The organism is Prochlorococcus sp. MIT 1306 (assembly GCF_047304515.1).
Classification (GTDB): Bacteria; Cyanobacteriota; Cyanobacteriia; order PCC-6307; family Cyanobiaceae; genus Prochlorococcus; species Prochlorococcus marinus_D.
Window position 1 is genome coordinate 1,929,397 of the sequence record NZ_CP138959.1, and the last position, 22,264, is coordinate 1,951,660.

The 22,264-nt window shown below is 51.8% G+C and carries 17 protein-coding genes, 1 tRNA gene, 1 other RNA gene and 1 pseudogene; 8 read left to right on the forward strand and 12 right to left on the reverse strand.

What is annotated here, in order from left to right:
- Positions 1-19: 19 nt before the first annotated feature.
- Positions 20-1,465 carry a (Fe-S)-binding protein gene (locus SIB74_RS09720; protein WP_074159159.1) on the forward strand — a complete coding sequence of 482 codons (1,446 nt, stop codon included), beginning with the start codon at positions 20-22 and terminating at the stop codon, positions 1,463-1,465.
- Here the strand turns inward: SIB74_RS09720 and SIB74_RS09725 are convergent.
- Complete coding sequence (locus SIB74_RS09725; RefSeq protein WP_063396778.1) at positions 1,349-2,737, reverse strand: four-carbon acid sugar kinase family protein; 1,389 nt, start codon at positions 2,735-2,737, stop codon at positions 1,349-1,351. The genes SIB74_RS09720 and SIB74_RS09725 overlap by 117 nt on opposite strands.
- A 14-nt stretch (positions 2,738-2,751) precedes the next feature.
- Between SIB74_RS09725 and SIB74_RS09730 the strand changes: the two genes are divergently transcribed.
- Positions 2,752-3,978: an FAD-binding oxidoreductase gene (locus tag SIB74_RS09730; RefSeq protein WP_082818520.1), complete on the forward strand. Its 1,227-nt coding sequence runs from the start codon at positions 2,752-2,754 to the stop codon at positions 3,976-3,978.
- A gap of 29 nt (positions 3,979-4,007) precedes the next feature.
- Here SIB74_RS09730 and SIB74_RS09735 read toward each other — a convergent pair whose 3' ends face one another.
- On the reverse strand, positions 4,008-4,712 hold the full coding sequence (locus SIB74_RS09735; RefSeq protein WP_063396777.1) for a hypothetical protein: 705 nt from the start codon (positions 4,710-4,712) through the stop codon (positions 4,008-4,010).
- A gap of 237 nt (positions 4,713-4,949) precedes the next feature.
- Between SIB74_RS09735 and SIB74_RS09740 the strand changes: the two genes are divergently transcribed.
- Complete coding sequence (locus SIB74_RS09740; RefSeq protein WP_156486173.1) at positions 4,950-5,210, forward strand: hypothetical protein; 261 nt, start codon at positions 4,950-4,952, stop codon at positions 5,208-5,210.
- A gap of 58 nt (positions 5,211-5,268) precedes the next feature.
- On the opposite strand, the pseudogene SIB74_RS09745 reads toward SIB74_RS09740, so the two are convergent.
- The 5 genes and pseudogenes from SIB74_RS09745 to SIB74_RS09765 all read right to left on the reverse strand — a co-directional run.
- Positions 5,269-5,517: pseudogene (locus tag SIB74_RS09745) on the reverse strand (galactose mutarotase); the annotation flags it as partial.
- Between the two features lie 53 nt (positions 5,518-5,570).
- Positions 5,571-8,891 carry a hypothetical protein gene (locus SIB74_RS09750; RefSeq protein WP_074159164.1) on the reverse strand — a complete coding sequence of 1,107 codons (3,321 nt, stop codon included), beginning with the start codon at positions 8,889-8,891 and terminating at the stop codon, positions 5,571-5,573.
- 493 nt (positions 8,892-9,384) lie between these two features.
- A complete protein-coding gene (locus SIB74_RS09755; RefSeq protein ID WP_063396986.1) occupies positions 9,385-10,281 on the reverse strand; it encodes a galactose mutarotase in 897 nt (298 codons plus the stop codon).
- A gap of 7 nt (positions 10,282-10,288) precedes the next feature.
- Positions 10,289-11,248, reverse strand: coding sequence for an alpha/beta fold hydrolase (locus SIB74_RS09760; RefSeq protein ID WP_063396773.1), 960 nt, complete (start codon positions 11,246-11,248; stop codon positions 10,289-10,291).
- A 74-nt stretch (positions 11,249-11,322) separates the two neighbouring features.
- Complete coding sequence (locus SIB74_RS09765; protein ID WP_011827168.1) at positions 11,323-12,696, reverse strand: cation:proton antiporter; 1,374 nt, start codon at positions 12,694-12,696, stop codon at positions 11,323-11,325.
- A 359-nt stretch (positions 12,697-13,055) separates the two neighbouring features.
- On the opposite strand from SIB74_RS09765, the gene SIB74_RS09770 reads away from it, so the two are divergent.
- Positions 13,056-15,581, forward strand: coding sequence for a glycogen/starch/alpha-glucan phosphorylase (locus SIB74_RS09770; protein WP_063396772.1), 2,526 nt, complete (start codon positions 13,056-13,058; stop codon positions 15,579-15,581).
- Positions 15,582-15,608: 27 nt separating this feature from the next.
- Here SIB74_RS09770 and SIB74_RS09775 read toward each other — a convergent pair whose 3' ends face one another.
- The 3 genes from SIB74_RS09775 to SIB74_RS09785 all read right to left on the reverse strand — a co-directional run bounded on the left by SIB74_RS09775 (position 15,609) and on the right by SIB74_RS09785 (position 16,602).
- Positions 15,609-16,067 carry a hypothetical protein gene (locus SIB74_RS09775; protein ID WP_011827171.1) on the reverse strand — a complete coding sequence of 153 codons (459 nt, stop codon included), beginning with the start codon at positions 16,065-16,067 and terminating at the stop codon, positions 15,609-15,611.
- A 37-nt stretch (positions 16,068-16,104) separates the two neighbouring features.
- Positions 16,105-16,434: a hypothetical protein gene (locus SIB74_RS09780; RefSeq protein ID WP_063396771.1), complete on the reverse strand. Its 330-nt coding sequence runs from the start codon at positions 16,432-16,434 to the stop codon at positions 16,105-16,107.
- 94 nt (positions 16,435-16,528) lie between these two features.
- Positions 16,529-16,602, reverse strand: a tRNA-Arg gene (locus SIB74_RS09785).
- A gap of 38 nt (positions 16,603-16,640) precedes the next feature.
- Here SIB74_RS09785 and rnpB point away from each other — a divergent pair.
- An RNA gene (gene rnpB, locus SIB74_RS09790) (RNase P RNA component class A) lies at positions 16,641-17,042 on the forward strand.
- 59 nt (positions 17,043-17,101) lie between these two features.
- Complete coding sequence (gene rnc / locus SIB74_RS09795) at positions 17,102-17,890, forward strand: ribonuclease III (protein ID WP_063396985.1); 789 nt, start codon at positions 17,102-17,104, stop codon at positions 17,888-17,890.
- Between the two features lie 100 nt (positions 17,891-17,990).
- Here the strand turns inward: rnc and SIB74_RS09800 are convergent, their stop codons facing one another.
- Complete coding sequence (locus SIB74_RS09800; protein WP_063396984.1) at positions 17,991-18,176, reverse strand: NAD(P)H dehydrogenase subunit NdhS; 186 nt, start codon at positions 18,174-18,176, stop codon at positions 17,991-17,993.
- Positions 18,177-18,217: 41 nt separating this feature from the next.
- Between SIB74_RS09800 and rimM the strand changes: the two genes are divergently transcribed.
- Together rimM and SIB74_RS09810 are read left to right on the forward strand one after the other, a co-directional pair.
- Positions 18,218-18,763: a ribosome maturation factor RimM gene (rimM, locus tag SIB74_RS09805; protein ID WP_063396770.1), complete on the forward strand. Its 546-nt coding sequence runs from the start codon at positions 18,218-18,220 to the stop codon at positions 18,761-18,763.
- A gap of 56 nt (positions 18,764-18,819) precedes the next feature.
- Complete coding sequence (locus SIB74_RS09810) at positions 18,820-20,274, forward strand: mannose-1-phosphate guanylyltransferase/mannose-6-phosphate isomerase (protein WP_063396769.1); 1,455 nt, start codon at positions 18,820-18,822, stop codon at positions 20,272-20,274.
- 7 nt (positions 20,275-20,281) lie between these two features.
- On the opposite strand, the gene glmS is transcribed toward SIB74_RS09810, so the two are convergent.
- Positions 20,282-22,186, reverse strand: coding sequence for a glutamine--fructose-6-phosphate transaminase (isomerizing) (gene glmS / locus SIB74_RS09815; protein ID WP_063396768.1), 1,905 nt, complete (start codon positions 22,184-22,186; stop codon positions 20,282-20,284).
- Between the last annotated feature and the right edge of the window lie 78 nt (positions 22,187-22,264).

The following is a 22,264-nucleotide window of genomic DNA, read 5'->3' on the forward strand; positions in this document are numbered from 1 at the left end:
AAGTCGCCAGACTCAAATCATGACTTCTGTTGACGTCACGCCAAACCAAAATGACAAGGTCTTGAGCCGTCTCCCAGCAGACACCACCGACCCCTGCGTGCACTGTGGGTTCTGCCTGCCAACATGCGCAAGTTACCGTGTGTTGGGCACTGAAATGGATTCACCGCGAGGGCGAATCCATACCCTCAAGGCGATCGACAACGGTGAGCTGGAGCTTGATGCCACCGTCGCCAGCCACTTCGACTCCTGCCTAGGTTGCTTTGCCTGTGTGAGTGCCTGCCCCTCAGGCGTTCGCTACGACCAGCTCATCGAGGCCACGCGCCCTTTACTGAACCAAGCAGAACTTCGCAGCCCCTGCCAGAACCACTTTCGCCAGGTTCTGCTGAAGTTGCTCCCCTATCCCCGCCGACTGCGCGCCCTTCTGCAACCTTTGCGTGCCTACGCGGGGACACCAATACAAGCGCTCAGCCGCCGCCTCAGTATCAACAAAATTCTTGGGCCCCAACTGGAAGCGATGGAGGCCTTGTTGCCTGCTCTTGCAGCAGAAAATTTTCAGGATGATCTGCAGGTTCTCCACCCTGCAACAGGTCAACGCCGCAGCAGAGTGGGGCTTGTTCTTGGCTGTGTGCAACGTTGCTTCGATCCCAACGTGAACCAAGCCACTATTGCTGTGCTGCAAGCCAATGGCTTTGAAGTCGTTGTGCCGAAAGATCAAGGCTGCTGCGGCGCCGTCTCCCACCACCAGGGGCAACTCAACCAAACCCGAGAGCTAGCCGAAAAGCTTGTCAAAAGCTTTGCCAATGTTGTCGGCCCAGGGCGACCTGCTGGAGCCGAGCCCTTAGAGGCTGTGCTGGTGGCCGCCTCGGGCTGTGGCCACACCATGAAGGCCTACGGCGAACTCCTCAACGCAACAGCAAGCTTCAACATTCCCGTCTTCGATGTGCATGAATTCCTGGCGGAACACGGTCTCGACAGCAACTTTCAGCAAAAGCTTCAGCCTCTTGCCCATCACAATGGGCAGCCTGCCAGCCCCCAAACTCCTCTGAAAGTTGCATACCACGATGCCTGCCACATGATTCATGGCCAAGGAATCCAAGCCCAACCAAGACAACTATTGAAGGCCATTCCCTATCTAGTTTTGAGCGAAGCCACAGAAGCCGGAGTTTGCTGTGGGAGCGCCGGAATTTATAACTTGGTCAACCCGCAAGAAGCTGCCGAGCTGGGGAGAATCAAGGTCGCTGACCTCAGCAACACTGGAGCGGAGCTGATTGCCAGCGCCAACATTGGCTGCACCTTGCAACTCCGCCGCCATCTGGATGGTGATGTGGCAGTTGCCCATCCGATGGAACTACTGGCCTGTGCCGCCGGCCTCCATCAATCGCCAGGCATCCAAAAGGGTTTGAGAATCACCAAGATTTCCGGGGAAGGTAAGGATCGGCAGATCAACCAAGCCATCTCCAGCTAAAGGCCGCACCAACGACAATCCTGGCAAGATTTGCCCCTCCAGCTGCACCATCTCCAAGCCCAGCCCTTCTGCCAAGAGAGTGTGGGTTGTAATTCCACCCTTACTGATCAAATAGCCCAACTTCGGCGCGAGAGCAGCCGCCAGACGAGCCATCAATTGAGCCAAAGCAACGCCAAAGCTCAGCCTTGCCGCTGATGTTGAGCAATCCAATTCACCACGACTCGTGAACAACACCGGTGTACGACCGATGGCAAGCGCCTCGCCAAGCTGATTGAAGCAATGCTGCTCCAATTCAGCCAAGCGCCCATCAGACAAGCCCCTCTGCAAGATCTGCGCCAAGCGGGGAACTGGCAATTCCACCCCCATGCACTCTGGCGCCTCGAGTAAACATTCCAACTGAGCATCAGCCAGAGGAACGTGGGAACCAACCATCACCAACCCAGGCCATCGTTGACCTGAGTGATCGCTACGTCGCATGCCAGCCAAACCATCAGCAGCAAGAGGTTGGGGTGCAAGATCTGCCAAAGCATTGAGCAAGCTTGCTGCAGAGCGAAACAGAAAACGCTTATGACCAGCCAACTGCCTTACCGCTTCTGCTAAGGCCAGCAATTGCTCAGAACGCTCCGCATCCACCACCACAGACTGATTGTGATGAAGCCGAGCCAACCAACGACGCAACTCTGTGCGGCCTGTCTGCAATGGCTTCGCAGCATCTTGATTTTCAACAGCCGCATCCAACTGCGCAAGGCAGAGGCGCTGAACAGTTTGCGCTCGGATCTGCCCACCACTTTTCTCCTCTAGCCAAGCAGGGAGATCACTGGTGCTGTAACCAAACAAGCGATCTTTGGCAAAAGCACTGGAATGCACCGGCTTGCCATCAAGCAAATGCACGCCATTCACCGTGGTGCGCCCTCCTTCGAGGAAGGCAGGAACATGCAGCGTCGCATCGAAGGGGCCGAGCTCCTCAGCGATCACCTCAGGCTCCAAAACGCCATGACCGCGCAGGGTGGAGTCACCGCGACTGACCACAACAACTTCCGCTGCTGACATCCCTTCCGCCGCGAATGCTTGCCGCAAAGCAGAACAAATCTCACGATTGCGGGATGCCGCCTGAGCAGGGGCTAACGCACGTGTGTTGGCCAACACAAACAAGAGTGGCGAAGGGTGGCGCAACCCATGCCGCAACACATCAACATCCCAGCGCAGCAGCAGCAGACAGCCATGCACAGTCTGGGAGCCGGTGGGGTCGTCATCAAGCACCACAATCTTCATGGCACCATCGTGACGTGAACACGTTCTTCGCCGATACCGCCAACGTGCCAGCACCTGCTACGGCAAAGGAGCTGGCCGATCTTGTTGCGGGGCTGCATGCAGCAGCAACCCCCTGGCTGCCCTGTGGTCTTGGCAGCCGTCTGCAATGGGGGCCGCCTGTGGAGATGCCTTCACAACCAATCAGCGTGAGTGGTCTCAATCGCATCCTTGATCACGCTGTCGACGACCTCACGATCACTGTTGAAGCAGGCCTGCCGCTGGCAGAGCTACAAATGGTTTTGAAAGAACACCATCAATGGCTAGCCGTGAACTGGCCTAGGGGAAGCCAAGCCAATACAGATCCCAACAGTGCTGGCAGTGTGGGTGGGTTGGTGGCTCGTGGCCTCGCCGGCGGTTTGCGACAGCGGCATCTGGGTATCCGCGACCAACTGATCGGAATCGGCCTCCTGCGTAGCGATGGCATTGCTGCGCATGCTGGAGGCCGGGTAGTCAAAAACGTGGCTGGCTATGACCTCATGCGCCTGCTGTGCGGCAGTTGGGGCAGCTTGGCTCTGATCACGGAACTCACTCTGCGCTGCCAACCAATCCGCCCAGCACACATCGGCCTTCGCCTTGATGGTTCTCTGGAAGCGCTGGAAGCATGGCGAGCTGCACTATTGCGCACCAGCTTCACCCCGGAATACTGCGATTGGATCAAAACAGATTTAGAAGACTGGCATCTCAACATCGGCGTGGCCAGCGTGAGCGATCAAGCCGTCAACGACCAAATAGGCCACCTCAAAGCCCTCGCCAATCAACATCAAGTGGGCACAAAACAGCTTGACTGGCTCGGCCCCCATCAAGAGCCACACCCATCTGAAGGATCTTTCGATAGCAGCCACTGGCTGGTACGGGTAGCGCTGCAACCAAGCAACATTCACCGGCTGATCGCCAGCAAAGAACTGCAAGCCCTCAACGGCTGGCATTGGCAGCTTGCCGCTGGCGCTGGCATCGGCGACGGCTGGCAAATATCACCAGCCAACGCAAAAGGGATCAGCCAAAGCGAGGATCTCAACGCGCTGCGCCACGAGATTGCTCGCCTCGGTGGCCAGCTCACGCTCCTGCAGCAACCCAGCCAAGCTGGCGATCGCCTGCCTGCTTGGCTGGATGCACCCTCAAGGCCACTGATTGAAGCTGTGAAGCAACAATTCGATCCGAAGCAACAACTAGCGAGAGGCCGATTACCAGGAGTTCGTGGTTAATCAACGGCCAAATCACTAAAACCAAGGCGTCACTTAGAGACATTGCAGCTAACTCTTTCGGTTTTTACCAAAAGGCAGACAAAGAGAAGTGAAAGTGCGGCAAAAGCTTCAAACAACTCTTCAATCGTTATGATGTAAGCATTGTAATCGATAGAAAGTAGTTCTAAATCTATGAGTTGTGAAATTACAACAAAAATTGCAAAGCACGAGAAGACGGTTAAGTACGGACTGTTAAATAAAATTGTTGAGCGTAATATAAATGAATACAAAGTCCATGCAATTAGAAAAAGGATTATTGCTGTTATAAAAATCGCAGTTAAAGATCCGCCAGGAATTTCTATTATCCCTTCTTTAACAAGTCGTTTAGCTACGGTTAGGAAATCATGGATGCCATCAATTCTTACGTCGAATATATGTGGATATTTAATTGTAAAAATTCTCCCCCCGAAACTTATTTCGTCCAAAAATCCAAGCAGTGAAACAAAAGAGACACCTGCTAACATTTTCTTATATCTGCAATTTCTGAGTATAAGAACAATGCCGAAGATAAATGTTGCAAAGCAGATTCCCGCGCTGAGATGTTCTAGCAACCCGTCCTCTTTATGAATAAAGTCTGTGTTGCCTGGGTTAACGTAAACTGCGACAAGAACTAATGCAAAACTTGCGATTACCGACGTGAAATACAATTTGACAATATTTTTAGCTGAAATCTTACTAGATTCGGCGGAACTCATCGCAGAAGCTGAATACACTCGCTGAGCCTACATGGTTGCAGGCAAATTGCATATATAGATGCCAGTACAATTTACGAACAAAGCAATATTGACAAGAAATTTCATTAATATATTCACATATAGCTTATTTTAAGCAATAGTTAGACACTTCAAGATTAATTTTTAATTTTTAATTCTTTTTATTGGATCAATATTTGGTTCCCCTTTTTGCGTTGATGAACCGCCCTACGCACGTAGATGGGAGCATCGGCTTTCCTAATCAGCAGGCAACTGCCTGGGATGCGTTCAGCGGCCGGCCTGAATGCGTGCACGAGATCACCGAGTTCCTGCAGGTTCTGGATGAGGAACTACGGCTCCGGTCTGCCGCGATGCGTGGAGCAGATTCGCGCTTTGCGGTTCACCGTTTTTAAGTCAGGGTTGGAGATCATCTGCAAGACATCAGATCCTGCGAAAACCCATGCCAGCGTCGGGCTGGGTTATTGCGCGCTGGGGCGATGAAAGCGCTACTGCCTGAGAAGTACAAGGCGCGTTCATCCCAGACGATAGTGCCAATTGATCAACAATTAACCAAGGAACATCTCAGCCTCTGCTTGCCACCAGCTTCGATCTCCAACTTGCGATCTCCACTAATCAATGCCTCCCGCGGCCCAGTCCAAGGCTCAAGGCATAGCATCTGCCGCGGCGGATCAGTCCACACCACAGTGAGATCCATGGGATTCTCATGCTGAAGCTGCAGAGATCTCCCAGAGGCTTCATCCACAAGGGTGACTGGGCCCGCAGGGCGAGTTAAAAAGTCCACCCCCTCAGTTTCCCAAGCCTTTAATAACACCCAAACATATCAATCTATCAACTTAACTCCTACAAGATTAGATCATCAAGATCAAGGCTATCAACACCAAGCAACTGGATCTCAAATTCTGCTCGCCAACCTCGATCTATGTTGACCTGAAGCAGACCATTCTCAAATCGAACTTGGCCTGCCTGGCCACTAAAGCCGTCTGAACCAATAAAGATCAGGCCAGCTTGGATTCCAGATAAATCTATTTTGTCCTTTTGATGTGATCTAAAGTCTCCAATCACATCACGTTTGATCCCATAGCCGGAGTGAGATGCATCTTTATACATAAAAACATCTGAGCCTTGCCCTCCTTTAAGGAGATCACGGCCTTCGCCACCAATCAAAACATCATCACCATCACCACCCAGAAGCGTATCCCGACCATGACCTGCATGCATATAGTCGCCTCCATCACCTCCTGTTAACCAGTCATCATCTGGTCCTCCAACAATGTGATCTTCATCTCTTGTCCAGTATTCAAATTGGGCTCTTTTCGCGATCTCTTGGTATTCGATTCCATTTTCATCAACAGTAGTGGGATTGTCTAGAAGGTCTTGATAAGAAATTTTATCCCAAGCTTCATTGGCTTTGTTGTAATAGTGCAGAAATGAAAAATGTGGATCTATGACTTTTACATCACCTTTGCTCTCCCCTTCCCCGTAAAATCGTGTATCCCAGTACCAGCCTTTTTCGAAATTATCATACATCAATCTCATGGAGGACGATCCAGATCTGTAGTTGTCCAACCAGCCAATATCGCCATCTTTCTCAGCTCTCCCGAGAGAATCACTATTCCATAGGAATATGTCTGAATACGGGGAGTCTTTTTCGATTTTCAGGTTGTTCCAAGCCGCTTCCTGGTATGAGTCAAGTTTCATGTTTTGGGTGTTTTCGGTATTGGATAAAACACCGAACCAAGCCATGTGTTTTACAGGGTCGAGAATACTCTGTATCCCACTCATGAAATCCCAGGTCTTCCAGCCATACTCCGCACTTTGATCAGCATTCGACAGCCCAGAAAGATAAGCAATGGGATTCGGTTGAGGGTCAGTAGGTGTTTCCAAATAAACTGTATGTCCATAGTTAGTTGTTCTATGCATTTGGTTTTGTCCATATGACATGCTGAAATTAATATTGCTCCATTTGTCTTCACTCTGATGAACGCTAGGATCCTCAATTGGAATCAAATTGATTGTTATATTGTCGCTTGGATCAAAATCAGGAATGGTGACGGCTTTAGTCCAAGAACCCAAGGGAACAATTTTTTCCTTCACCTCATCTCGTTCGTAAAAGTCCGTGGCTTCACTTTTTGAGGCAGACGAATCGTGTTGTAATTGTTTGGCAATATCTATTCCTACGGCAGCCATTGCCGAAGCTGCTGCCGTAACTGGAAAATAAGCTCTGCCCATATAGGCTGCAGCAGCCAAAGCGGCTGCCGTCGCTGATTTTTGAACTGTCGCAGCCTGTGTCGTCCAATCTGATTTTGGATCATCTCCAGCTATGCGGTTGTCAATATTCAATCCTTCGACAATGATTTCTTCTCTGAAATCATAAGAAGCATCGAGAGAAAAGACATCAGGACTCATATTGTCAGCCCACTTCTTACTCTTTCTCGCGATTACCGTGCATTCATCAGATTTTTCTTTGTCACCAAAAACCAAATACAATGTGTTGGCGAAGTTTTTGTTGATGATGTCACCATTAAAGCCAAGATTAATTCGTTTGAGATCGCCCAGATTAATTCTGTCTGATCCTTCTCCTCCGGATAAGAGAATGGGATCCCACTTGAAATCGATATCTTTGTCTCCCAAGAAGTTGAGTTTATTTTGAATTACATGCGGCACTGGCCTTCCATATTTCCAGGGATTGTCTCGTTTTCGTTGCACGTGATTATATTCTTTTGCTCCTTCTGAGGCGTATATCAGTGGGTCAAAGCCGTGCAATGTGTCGTTGCCTTTACCACCATAAATTTTTTGGCCACCAATCTCGATCGCCTGTCTTGGCTGAACACCATCAAGGATCTGTGCTTTATTTGTGTAGTACCACGCTTCATCACTGGAAACCGGACCATGATTAACGCTATTTATTGGATTGCTAATCAGAGGGTTTTCAATAACCGTTGGCACCAATTTATTTTGATCTGGTTGTGGCAATAAGCGATTGCTTGAATATTTTAGCTGCCCTTCGTTGTTTGCATTGACAAAAGGGAGCTGTTTACCTACGTGAGTAGTCGTACAATCCCCCAACAAATCGCAATCATCTTTATAACGTACACTATTTATAGAGGGAGGATCTGGTTCTTCCAGCAGCTTATTTTGGGCGTGCTGCCCGAAGCTAATGGAAGGAGCGAAAGCCTTGATAGAGGGAAAAGCCAAGTCGTCCCCATCGCCAAGTATTACCTCGTGCTGCGAATTATCGTAAATGACATAATCTGAACCACCTCCAGTATTTATATTGTTTTTTTGATGTATGTCGCTATCAAATCCGCTGCCTATTGGATAAAAATATCGTGTTCGGATAATATTGTCGCCAGCTCCACGAAACATAACTTTTCTCCATTCTATTCCTTGGCTTAAATTGCCGTCTTGGTCTACCCCGGGTAAACCAAGTTGGCCATGTCCTGCCAGGTATCCTGTATTCCAATTAACTTCGGGTTTTTTTGTTATGAAATGATCGGAATGAGTAACAGTATCAAGAGATCTAGCCCACGCATTTACATTGGATCGTAGGTTTGAAAAGCTTAATGGGTTTGAAATTACATATTGATCCCTGATAATATGTTTGTTTCCGAATGTTACCCCCTTCCGCAAGTCAGGAATGATGACATTGTATTCTTCGCCATCTTCTTTATTGAATGCATAGGTGTTGATCAGCTTTTGTTTGCCTTCCTCGGTTTCAAGTGAATTTGCAGTTGTAATGATTTGCCTCCAGATATCGTCACATAGCACTCCCCATACTCCCTCTTGAGCTATTCCGGCAGGGTTCCCTCTGTATCCCCAAACAGCTGGATTATACGGACCCTTATGATAGTCTTTGTCTAACACATAGTCCGAGTCTGATATCTGGTAAGTTGAAGTTATCAGGTGTTTTTGAATTCCAAAATTGCCGGCTATTGGCGTGAATTCATTGGAACCCAGACTTTGAATGTCTGCTAGTAATTTGATCAGGTCATTGTTGGTATATTTATTCCATGTCGAGGTTCCATCGTTTAGATCAAAGTCTGATTGTATCCATTCTTCTTTGAATTCTATGTTGTTGTCGCGGTATGATGGATCTTCGAAATCACCAAAAAAGTTAAATGGATTGGTGATCATTTCATACATCAACAGCGGATTATTCATGCTCTTGCCAAATATTTTCAAGATTAGCAATTAGTAGTCGAATGGTTGCTTCTGAAACAATTCTTACTGTTCCGACCAATTGCTTGGCTTGTGTGATCTGCTAATTCATCATTTATCTTTTTCTTCGCTTGGTTCTGATCAGTCATCTTGAGTATTGGCGTAAAGCATTCCAGCCGATTCGCCAATCTGTTTAATCGCGGCTAGGTTCGCATCGGTATCGCAGTCGTCGTTGTTGCTCTGCAGCTTCTGGGTGTGATCACTGGTGGCGGCTTTCTCTTTAAGCTCATGACCTGATCATTCCCCGTTATCAACATTTCCGCTGATCAAGTCGGCAGCGTTCCAATGTCTGATCAACCCCTCCAAAACTTGGAAAAGTAAAAACTCCATGGAGCTTTACAGAAGGTGTTCCAGCCGTAGCCGTCCTCGACGGCTTTAAGTACCTGAAGGCTGGAGCCACTTGGAGTCGTTGCCACCATCTAATACACAGATGTTGTTAACAACTAACCTCACGAACAGTTTTCTCAGGATTTATTGAAAAGGAGCATCTCAGCCTCTGCTGGCCACCAGCTTCGATCTCCAACTTGCGATCTCCACTAATCAATGCCTCCCGCGGCCCAGTCCAAGGCTCAAGGCATAGCATCTGCCGCGGCGGATCAGTCCACACCACAGTGAGATCCATGGGATTCTCATGCTGAAGCTGCAGAGATCTCCCAGAGGCTTCATCCACAAGGGTGACTGGGCCCGCAGGGCGAGTTAGGAAGTCCACCCCCTCAGTTAAAGCTACCAATTGGATAGCAGTTTCAGCTTCTGCCATCTGCAAATGATTGAGACATGAATTTGGTAAGCCTTCGAGGCGAACCTTGTTCAAATCAGTCACCTTGAAATAAGGGTGTAAACCAAAACTGAAGGGCATCGCAATTTGACTACGGTTATGCACATCTACCTCGATCTCTAAAGCATTGCGAATCGGGCGCACCACCATCTCAAGCAAAAAAGCAAATGGATAAGCAGCACGCGTCTCTTCACTATCAACAAGGCTAAGCTTCACGCCACTGTGATCTTCCAATAACTGTAATTCCCAAGGCTGATCCCTAGCGAAACCATGCTGTTTAAGAATGAACTCACCACTTGGCAAGGGTAATAAATCACCTGGCAGGTTTCCGCAGATGGGAAACAACACTGGAATGCCTCCGCGAATACTTTTCTCTGGATCCGCAAAACGCTCCTGATCAAAATAGAGCAGCTCATGGCCGTTACAACACCAATCAGTGACTAAACCACCTCGCTCAGGCACAATCCGCAAACGATCACCACTTTCTGGGTGCAGATACTGCCAATGAGGATAGGGACTCTGCTTGCGTAGAAGAGGAGAACTATGGCCGTCAATCATTCCTAAATCAAGCAATACTCAAACCATTTAGCCACTCCAGCAATTCAGAATTCACCAAGTCAGGCACCTCATCATGAGGGCAATGTCCAGCATTTAAAAGCACCTCTTTCACTTCCAAAGAAGCTTCTTTGGCATATGTGCGAAACTTATCTTGCTTGGCTTTTGCATTCCTCAACCAAGGATCACCATCACCCCAGAGCAATAACAGAGGAGCTTGCAAATCATTGAACAATTCATCAATAGCCTTACCCCTAAGCCCACGTGCCTGAAAAACATTGCGAAACACTTGGAATGCGCCTGGATCCAGAGAAGGCCTACGAATCGACTCAATTAGATCATCATCAACATTGGCAGGATCGATATAAACCTGCTCGAGAGTCCTGCGAATGACACCAGGCCTGCGCAGATTCTCAAAGATCATTCTCTGTATCAAGGGATATATCAACCACTTCACCACAAGATCCCTTGAAAGACCTTGCCCAATCATCTGGCGAAGCCTCGAACTCATATCTTTTGGTTTTGGAGAAAACTTCTCATCGCTGAAATAACCAGCAGCATTCAGTAAAACCACTCCGGCCGATTGCGATTCAAGAGCAGCAGCTGCAGCCAAGGCGGCATAACCTCCCAGCGAATTGCCAACAATCACAGTGGGCCTTCCAATGCGCTCATTGACATATGCAACCAACTGGTCTTTCCAAAGGTCCCCGCCATAATCGAGCCCACCAGGTTTGGCACTACGACCAAAGCCAAGCAGGTCTATGGCATGCACCTCATGGGTGAGAGAAAGCTTTGGAATGTTGTGGCGCCAGTGATCGGTAGAAGCCCCGAAGCCATGCACCAACAACAATGCCGGCCGTTTGCGTCCCCCATGCTCAACATCCTGATCTGGGATGCGATGTAGACAATGAACATCGTGCCCCAGATGGCTCCAGGAAGGATTAAGAACGGCAGATGGAGCTGACGTCACAACGGCGACGGTGGCGAAAGTTGATGGTAGGCAATTCTTTTACTTTTCAGGACTATGCAAGCAAAGAAGCTGCACTAAACCAGCCCGACAGGATTGGCGGCAACGTCATCAGGGATGACGTTGCCGCCTCCAGGCGGTTTGTCTCGAAGCACCAAGCGAAGCAGCAACGGCGCAAGAAAGGTGGTGCCAATCACCATCAATAGAACTGCTGCTTCTAAAGACGGAGAAAGCAGCCCGGCGCTTGTACCCAGCCCAAGAAAAATCAAACCGACTTCGCCGCGAGGCATCATGCCAAGCCCAACCACCAAGCGATTGGTGGGTTTGTCGATCCAGAAAGCCCAACCAGCTGCAATCTTGCCCACAATCGCTACCACCAAAAGGAAGCCAGCTACAACGAGTGCAGAGCGACTCGCAGGATCTAAAGGGTTGATCACTGAAAGATCCATGCCAGCGCCAACCAAGACAAAGAAAATCGTGGCGAAGAGGGTCACAATCGGCAGCACCGACTGCTGAATTGCGCGATTGTTCTTCGAGCTGCTGAGGATCAATCCAGCAGCGAATGCTCCCAAAGCGGCCTCCAAACCAATCGCTGTAGCGACAAAGCAACAGAACACCAAGATCACAAACGATGCAACTACTACTGCTCCAGGCGCCTTAAGCCGATCGATCACCCAATCAAACGCCGGCGCCGCAGTACGACTAAGCGCGATTGCTAAGACCACAAACACTGTCGCTGCTGCAACAAGTTTCACAATCGGAGCAATCTCGAGGCTCCCACCTGTTGCCAAGGCAACAACAACGGCCAAGATCACAATGCCAAGGATGTCATCAAGCACAGCCGCACCAATCACGATCTGGCCCTCGCGCGTTTTGAGATAACCGAGTTCGCCAAACACACTGGCAGTGATGCCGATGCTGGTAGCAGTCATCGAAGCACCAGCAAAAATCGCCGGGATCAATTCCACCTGAAACAGAGCCATCAAACCAAAGGTGCCTAGAGCAAAAGGCAGCACCACGCCAGCCATGGCAACTGTGAAGGCCTGGACTCCTACGGCAACCAACTCTTCCAACTCACTTTCCAATCCAGTGAGGAAAAGCAGGGCATACAAACCGAGCGTGGCAACCGCTTGCAGAGAGGGAAAAGTTTCGTAATAGAGGTCTGGTACGGCCTCAGGAGGGATCGAGGCTAAGGCGCTGATCAGGCTGACCAAACCTTCGTTCAACTGAACATGCGCACTCGGCGGAACCAACAAATGCAAACCTGAGGCCCCGATCAGAACCCCTGCCAGCAGTTCGCCGACGATCGTCGGTAGATGCAAACGCACCAAAAGCTCAGCCAGAGTGCGTGCTGCCACAAAAATCAGCAGGAAATTCAGCACACCGATCAATGTTTCAGCCACCTCCACGTCGTGGCTGCTCAGCACGGACAACACTGAATGCAAAACCATGGAGCCGGATTTCAGTCTTTGTGAGCGAGATTAAAGGAAAGGCAAATCCTGCTTTGGTGTGCGCAAAACGAAGCGTGAGGAGAACCTGCAGGTGTTGATGTGCGGTTGCTAGGGCAAACAAGCCGCACATCGCAGCTAACTTCCAGAGATTCCCCAGCTGAGCTCGATGGCCTAAACCCTTCGCCTCAAGAGAATGAGCATCCTCAAACGCACGTGACGAGGATGAACAAATCAATCACCTTGACACCTTTTGAGCTGCCGATCGGCCACTGACTCCTGCTACGCCTGATTACTCGTTCCCTTAATACCCCTTACAAGGAGAGCCTCCAGCCCTCCCACATTATTTTCTCTCCGCCGTCATGAGCAGCTCCCACCCCCTAGATCTACGCCTGCCCACTCCGGGGTGCTTCGCCGACCCTGAACGAGCCGGGCTGGATGCCGATGCTGTATTCGACGGGATGACAGAACATCTGTTCTTTACCCTCGGAAAACTTGCTCCCACAGCAAGTAACCATGACCTCTACATGGCCCTGAGTTATGCCGTGCGAGATCGGCTGATGACTCGCTACCTGGCAAGTCTTGAGGCGATTCGAGCCCGACCCCACAAGACGGTGGCCTATTTATCTGCTGAATTCCTCATCGGTCCGCAGCTCAACAGCAACCTGCTCAACCTTGGCATCTCGAAAGATATCGCAGAGCAAGCTTTACGCCGCTTCCGGATCGAATCACTCGATCAGATCCTTGAGGTCGAAGAAGAGCCCGGTCTCGGCAATGGAGGTCTAGGCCGTCTTGCCGCCTGCTACATGGAATCACTTGCAAGCCTGCAGGTGCCAGCTGTCGGCTATGGAATCCGCTACGAATTCGGCATCTTCAACCAGTTAATCCGAGATGGCTGGCAGGTAGAGGTCACAGACAAGTGGCTCAAAGGCGGTTGGCCCTGGGAACTCCCCCAACCCGAGGAGGCCTGCTTCGTTGGCTTTGGTGGTCGCACCGAGAGCTACACCGACGGCAAGGGCAACTACCGCTCACGCTGGATCCCCTCCGAGCATGCCATCGGCATTCCCCACGATGTGCCGGTCCTTGGCTATCGGGTCAACACCTGTAACCGCCTACGCCTCTGGCGAGCAGACGCTACTGAAAGCTTCGATTTCTACGCCTTCAACATCGGTGACTACTACGGCGCTGTGGAAGAAAAGGTTGGTTCAGAAACCCTTTCCAAGGTGCTCTACCCCAATGACGGCACCGATGAAGGCCGCCGCCTGCGCCTCAAGCAGCAACACTTCTTTGTGAGCTGCTCCCTCCAAGACATGCTGCGCAGTCTTGGTAACCGAGGCATTCCTGTTGAAGAGTTCCCTAACCACTGGACCGTTCAGCTCAACGACACCCACCCGGCGATTGCGGTAGCAGAGCTGATGCGACTGCTCATTGATCAGCACTATCTGGATTGGGACACCGCCTGGGACATCACGACCCGCTCAGTCGCATACACCAACCACACGTTGCTGCCAGAAGCTCTAGAGAAGTGGGATCTCACTCGCTTTGGCAGCCTGCTGCCCCGCCACCTTGAGCTGATCTATGAGATCAACCGCCGCTTCCTACAACAGGTGCGCCTGCGTTACCCAGGCAATGATGCGATCCAGAGAAAATTGTCGATCATCGATGAGGATGGTGGCAAGGCCGTGCGCATGGCGAACTTGGCCACCATTGCAGCCCATCATGTGAACGGTGTTGCGGCGTTGCACTCTGATCTGTTGAAGCGACAGCTGATGCCTGAATTCGCTGAGATCTGGCCAGAGAAATTCACCAATGTCACGAATGGCGTCACGCCGCGGCGCTGGGTAGCCCTTGCCAACCCAGCCCTCTCACGACTACTCGATGAACACGTTGGTCCTGAATGGATCACCAACATGGAATTACTCACCAAGCTGGAGGAGCGGCAACATGACACCGCCTTCCTAGAGCAATGGGGAGCAACCAAACTTTCGGTGAAGCGCAAACTTGCCGGTTACATCCATCGACAAACCGGTGTTCTGGTGGATCCTTCGAGCCTCTTCGATGTGCAGGTCAAACGAATCCATGAATACAAACGCCAACACCTCAATGCCCTACAGGTGATCACCCACTACCTGCGCATCAAAAACGGCCAGGCCGAGGGAATGGCTCCGCGCACCGTGATCTTTGGAGGCAAGGCAGCACCTGGCTACTACATGGCCAAACTGATCATCCGCTTCATCAATGGCATTGCCGAAACGATCAACGCTGATCCCGATATGGAGGGCCGCCTTCGGGTCGTTTTCCTACCTGACTACAACGTAAAACTCGCTGAGCAGATTTATCCCGCCTCAGACCTCTCCGAGCAGGTCTCAACCGCAGGCAAGGAAGCTTCAGGCACCGGCAACATGAAGTTCGCGATGAACGGAGCTCTCACCATCGGCACCCTTGATGGTGCCAACGTTGAAATCCGTGAGCGAGTCGGCCCTGAGAACTTCTTCCTGTTTGGCAAAACCGAGACGGAAATCATGGAACTCCAAACCAAGGGCTATCGACCCAGGCAAATTGTTGAAACCTTGCCCGAGCTAGCGGAAGCCTTAAGGCTGATCGGCCTTGGCCATTTCAGCAACGGCGATGGCGAACTGTTCCGCCCCCTGCTCGACAACCTCACTGGCTTCGATCCATTCTTCGTATTAGCCGATTTCGCCGATTATCTGCGCGCCCAAGACGAGGTCAACCAAGCCTGGACCAACCGGAAACAATGGAACCGGATGTCACTGTTAAACACCGCAAGGACTGGCTTCTTCTCCTCAGACCGCTCAATCCAAGACTACTGTCAGACAATCTGGAAAGCTGAGCCCTTCCCCGTAGAAATTACCTGCGATGTGCCCTGAAGAATCAATAAACGATGGGTCGGAAAGCTAACTGCGATCAGGCAAATCAGGGGTCTGATGCAGAAGACGGTTGAGGCGAAGCCGATCTGCATTGAGAGGATCTGGAGCTAGTTCACCTGCAAGTTCTCGGAATTTCTGCTCAACAGCTTCTGGCACCTTCACATCAAAGATGCGTTCCATCAGGGCTTCGATGGAGAACAGGTGCGCATTGATGTTCTCCAAATCAGCGATCGATTGCTGGATTGCATCAGCTGGCTCTTCTCCCCCACCAACAGGAGTGGCCTGAGTATTAGCAGCCTCATTGGCTTGGGAACCATATTGCTTCTGCAGATCTTCAAGAACACGACCAGAAAGTGTTCGAAAAGACTGCAACGCAGCCCAATTGAGCTCCTGCTGATGACGCAAGGTAGGGCACTCACGAATCAGCCGATCATGCTCACGGTAAAACCTTTGACAGTCAGGGCATTGACAGGGCTCTTCAGGCACCGCACTCCGTCTAGCTCACATCCCATCATGCCATCTACTAAGCCGCAAGAGGAGGCTCACTTGAAAAACTGCCCTCACCCGAATCTGTATCACCTGGAGCCGGCAAGGGAATCTCAATGGTGGAGACCACCTGGATCACATCGCGCAGTCGCATCGAATCAGCAAACCAACCCATCGCCTGCTCAGTATCACCTCGGCGTTCAGCATCACTGGCCTGATCTTCATGAGCCTCAGCCAATAAAGCCAACCAACAGAGGCAGCGAGCCTGAACCACAGAGAGGTCCAGGTCCATGGGCTGTGAATTTGCAATGCTCTCGCTTTCCTGCTGCACAAGTAGCCGTAGCCGCAGTTCGTGAAGCTGGGTCATGACGCCTGATCCACCGAATCAACACTAGCGAGAGCGTGGCATTTGCCTAGCCCACCAGATGTAGTACCGGCTACAGCGAACAGTTGGCAAAAAACGGGGCTGGCGGGACTCGAACCCACGACCTACGGTTTAGGAAACCGTCGCTCTATCCGGCTGAGCTACAGCCCCATCACAGGGAATTATGCCCTCAATGCATGATGGAAGCTGAAAGCAGGTGAGGTGTTCGCGATCAAGTCGTCATTGCCCTTGGCAAGACGAGCTTGGTTGAGGAAAGTCCGGGCTCCCCGATGGCCAGACTTGCTGGGTAATGCCCAGTGCGGGTGACCGTGAGGAGAGTGCCACAGAAAAACACCGCCGATGGCCTCATGGGGTTCTACTCCGGGCACAGGCAAGGGTGCAAAGGTGCGGTAAGAGCGCACCAGCAGCATCGAGAGGTGCTGGCTCGGTAAACCCCGGTTGGGAGCAAGGCCAAGGGGCGATGGCTGGCCATCTGCCACGTTCCACATAAATGCGCCGCTTGAGGCCGTCGGTAACGGCGGTCCTAGATAGATGAGCACCCACTGCTCTTGAGCAGTGAACAGAACCCGGCTTACGACCTGCTTTCACCCTCTTCCCTAACGCTGTTGATCAATCTGCAGAGAAGGCCAGACAATCCATCCTTAGCGTGATGACTCATCGATCGAAGACGAAAACATCCCGAACAACCCCAAAAAACCTCTCTAACGAGCGGGTCCAGCAACTGCAAAACCTGCTGAAGAAACTCGCGCTGGTGGATCCTGCACGATCAAAAAGCTGCCCTGGAACAGAACCGAGAGGTCTAGCCATTCTCGATGAAGCACTAACGCACACATCAGCTCAAGAAATCATCAACCACGAGCGCCTGGAATTCCTTGGCGACGCAGTTCTGCGGCTAGCCGCCTCGGAATATATCGATCGCCACTTCCCGCGCATGGATGTAGGCGAGCGCTCGGCATTAAGAGCTCACCTTGTGAGTGATCGCTGGCTAGCCGAAGTCGGTCAACGTATCGGCATCGAAGCAGTACTCATCATCGGACCCATGGCGGCAGGGGATGCCTCTGCTAAACCCACCCTGCAGGCTGAAGCAACCGAAGCGTTGATTGGAGCGCTCTATGAGTGCTGGCAAAGCCTTGAGCCAATCCACCACTGGCTCACACCCCACTGGCACGAGGCAAGCAGTGCGGTTCTAGCCGATCCTCATCGACTCAACAGCAAATCCGCGCTGCAGGAATGGAGCCAGGCACGGGGGCTCGGGCTACCCCGCTACGAATGTGCAGAACGAAGCAAGCAACATGGCGATCCTCAACGTTATGTTTGCCAAGTTCATCTCGATGATCGGCCAATTGGAGAGGGTTGGGGAGGCTCCCGCCGCAATGCCGAACAAGAGGCAGCCCGCCACTCACTTGAGGCACTCACCCAATCAGCTACCGACAACTAAAGCCGCACTGAACAGAAAACCATGCTCCTGAAAGATGGAGATCAATCTCCTTGCTGACTAGAGAAAGTCAGTAGCAGCAGTGAAGGGGCTGCCAAAAACCTCAAGACAGCAAAAGATGCTTCAGAGGAATCGTGACCAACTTGTCCCAGTTCCCCCCCTCAAACAACACCGCAGCTCGATCTCCACTGATGCGTTGCACACATCCGCTATAGCCGTTGTAGATCGAGCGAATCTCGTTCACAACCACATTGGAACCAGGCAAGATCGGTGCTTCTACAGAGGCCATGAGATCAGCTTTTGGCAGTCTTAGCGCCATTATCAGCAGACATGCTTTCTCCGCCCATGAACGGCGACGAAGACTGGCTCACCGTGGGGAAACTGGTGGCCGCCCAAGGAATGCAAGGTGAACTACGCATCAACCCCAGCAGTGAATTCCCTGAACGCTTCACTCTTCCTGGCCAACGCTGGCTCAAAGAACGCAATGGTGAGCCACGACCTATTGAATTGCTGACTGGACGTCAGCTACCTGGCAGGTCGCTCTATGTCGTGAAATTTGCTGGGGTGAACGATCGCAATGCGGCCGAAGCGCTTGTAGGCCAAAACCTACTGGTGCCTTCAAGTGATCGTCCTAGCCTTGCCGAAGGCGAGTTTCACCTGCTTGATTTGGTTGGCCTCGAAGCCCGTTTGCAAGCGGAAGGCCCTGCAATCGGTCATGTCATCGACCTCACCACCGCCGGGAACGACCTCCTCGAGATCGAATTACTGACAGGACGGCGGGTTCTGGTTCCCTTCGTAGAAGCCATCGTTCCAGAAGTACAACTCAATCAAGGCTGGCTCCGACTCACCCCACCTCCTGGACTGCTAGAGCTCTAAGCAATCGACAGAAGCAAGATATCTAAGCGATTCTGGGAACACTGAAGTACCAAACCGTGGCCACCACCCCCCTGATTCCAGTGATCCTCTGTGGGGGAACAGGTACCCGCCTGTGGCCGCTGTCGCGCGCGAGCTACCCCAAGCAGTACTGGGCTCTAAGCGGCTCCAGTGAAGAAACGCTGCTTCAGCAAACACAACAAAGACTTAAAGGCATCGAAGGGCTTAGTGCGCCACTGCTGATCTGCAACGAAGAGCATCGCTTCATCGTGGCCGAGCAGATGCGCCAAATCGATGTGGAGCCCAATGCAATCCTGCTCGAGCCCATGGGTCGCAATACAGCTCCAGCAGTAACAGTGGCGGCACTGCAAGCCACTGAACGAGGCGAAGATCCACTCCTGCTAGTCCTAGCTGCAGACCATGTCATACGCGATGCAACCCAGTTCCGTCATGTCATCGAAGCCGGTCGCATCCCCGCAGAAGCCGGGCGACTTGTGACCTTCGGCATCGTGCCTACCGCCCCTGAAACAGGTTACGGATATATCGAAGCAGCAGAATCATTCGGCAACGGTGAACCCAAAGCCCTACCCATTGCCAGGTTTGTGGAAAAACCTGATCGCATCGCCGCTGAGCAGTTCCTCGCCAATGGATGCTTCACCTGGAACAGTGGCATGTTTATGTTCAAAGCAAGCGCCATCCTGAGCGAGCTGGAGCGACTATCTCCCGAGGTGGTGAGCTGTTGCCGTGCTGCCCTGGAGCAGGAAGTGCCAGACCTCGATTTCTTGCGGCTGGAACGTGAAGCCTTCGCCAAATGTCCAAACGTTGCTATCGATGTCGCTGTCATGGAAAAAACTGAGCTGGGCACGGTGCTGCCTCTCGATGCTGGCTGGAGTGACGTGGGCAGCTGGAGTGCCCTATGGGACACCACTGATCGAGATCTGAACGGCAACGTTCTACGAGGTCATGTCATCGCTGAAAGCAGTCGAAATTGTTACCTACGTAGCGAACATCGCCTGGTGGTAGGCCTAGGAGTAGAAGACCTTGTTGTGGTTGAAACGGACGACGCAGTCCTGATTGCCAACCGTAGTCAAGCCCAGGACGTTAAAACGATTGTGAAGCAATTGGAGGCGGATGGAAGCCCGGAAGGAAAAGCTCATCGCAAGATCTATCGACCCTGGGGGCATTACACCTCTGTGGTGAAAGACAGTCGCTGGCAGGTCAAACGTATCGAGTTAAAACCTGGTGCAAGCCTCTCACTACAAATGCACCATCACCGTGCTGAGCACTGGATCGTCGTCAAGGGAACTGCCTTGGTCGAAAAGGACGGAGAAAAGCAATTGGTAGGAGAAAACCAGAGCACCTACATCCCTTTGGGCTGCAAACACAGACTCACCAATCCAGGACGGATGCCCATGGAATTGATTGAGGTCCAAAGTGGTCCATACCTTTGTGAAGATGACATCGTGCGCTTTGAGGACCGCTACGGACGTAATGAGAGCGTGATCGTCAATTGAGCTTGAGCTATTCCACTGTCACGCTTTTGGCCAGGTTGCGAGGCTGATCCACATCAAGACCCCTATGAGCTGCAATGTGATAGCTCAGTAGCTGTATCGGAACAAGCGTGAGCAGAGGACTGATCCACTCGCTCACCTCAGGGACAGGAAGTAAAGCATCAAACAAGGCCGTATCCGGACACTCCGGCGCCACACCGATCAGCTTTGCATCACGAGCTTTCGCCTCCTGTGCATTGCTGAGCACCTTCTCAAAAACCACTCCCGGCATCGCAATCGAGACGACCGGCACACGCGCGTCGAGCAAAGCAATAGGTCCATGCTTCATTTCCCCAGCTGGGTAGCCCTCTGCATGGATATAGCTGATCTCCTTAAGCTTGAGAGCTCCCTCAAGGGCAATGGGATAGTTGATGCCACGACCCAAAAAGATCACATCCTGAGTATCAGCGAAGCGGTTAGCTAAAACTTCGCAGCGTTGATCATGAAGCTCCACCAGCGAGTGCAGCTGATGCGGTAAAGCCCTTAGTTCGTCTTTTAGGTTGGCAATCTCAGTCACTGAACGGTGACTACGACGAGCAGCAAATGCCAACGCAAGCCCATAGAAAGCCAACAACTGCCCCAAGAAGGTCTTTGTAGCTGCCACCCCCACTTCAATCCCTGCACCGATATCGAGAATGTATGGAACCTGACGAGTCAGGGAGCTTTCTGGCCGATTCGTGACCCCTAACTGGCGAGGCGCAAATGCAGGCTCCCCATGAGCCTGCCTACGGTGAGCATCCATCGCCAATGCCGCGAGGGTATCAGCGGTCTCACCAGACTGTGTAACCCCAATCGTGAGTGTGTGGGGTGCTAGTGGAGGCGGTGCATAGCGAAACTCACTTGCGTAAAAGACAGAAGTGGGAATCCCCGCGAACTGCTCCAACAAATAGGCCCCTACAAGTGCCGCATGACGACTCGTGCCACAGGCCAAAATCTGAATTCGCTCTAGATCGGCATAAAAGGAATGATCGAAGGGCAAAGCCACAGGATCATCAGACGAAAGATCTGGAGGCAAATGACGTGCTACCCACAGCTCCGCAGTCTCAGGCTGCTCGTGGATTTCCTTCAGCATGAAATGACGGAAGTGACGTTTATCTGCCACTTGATCACCGCCACTGAGCAGTGAAGGGCTTCGCTGCTGCCGTTCGCCTTGTGCGTCATAAAGCTCAATCCCCAAAGGGGTGAGCAAGGCCACCTCTCCATCTTCCATAGGAAGAATCGTGCGCGTGAAGCCTGCCAAAGCTGGCGTATCACTTGCGCAGAGGAATTCACCTTCGCCAAGACCAATCAACAGCGGTGCATGCTTGCGTGCGACGACAAGAGCACCTGGTACTTCCCCCCAAACCACTGCCAGGGCATAGGCGCCCTTCAACTGAGGCAACACCCGTTGCACAGCCTCTAACAACATCCTTCCATTCACGACTCGGCCTTGAACCTGCAGAGCACGAAGTTCAAGCGAGATGAGATGAGGAATGACTTCCGTATCTGTCTCTGAAACAAACCTCACCCCTTCAGCCTCAAGTGCCTCGCGGAGAGAACGGTGATTCTCGATAATGCCGTTCTGCACTACCGCCACAAGACCAGAGCCATCCCTATGGGGATGAGCATTGCGCTCTTCAGGTTTGCCATGGGTGGCCCAACGGGTGTGGCCGATGCCGCAATGCCCTGGCGCACCCTTCTCTTCCACACATGCTGTGAGGTTTACCAGCTTTCCTTGAGCCCGCTGGCAGGTGAGCCGACTGGAACCATCCTCGGCTAACAGCTCAACAGTGGCAAGACCAGCAGAGTCGTAACCGCGGTATTCGAGCTGCCTAAGCCCTTCTAACAGCAACGGGGCCGCCTCACGGGACCCAATAACCGCAACGATTCCGCACATAAAAAAAGCCCGGCACCTGCCGGGCTGAGCTTATGGGGTAGATGGGCAAAACAGGGCCAACTGAGACTGAGACGTTGA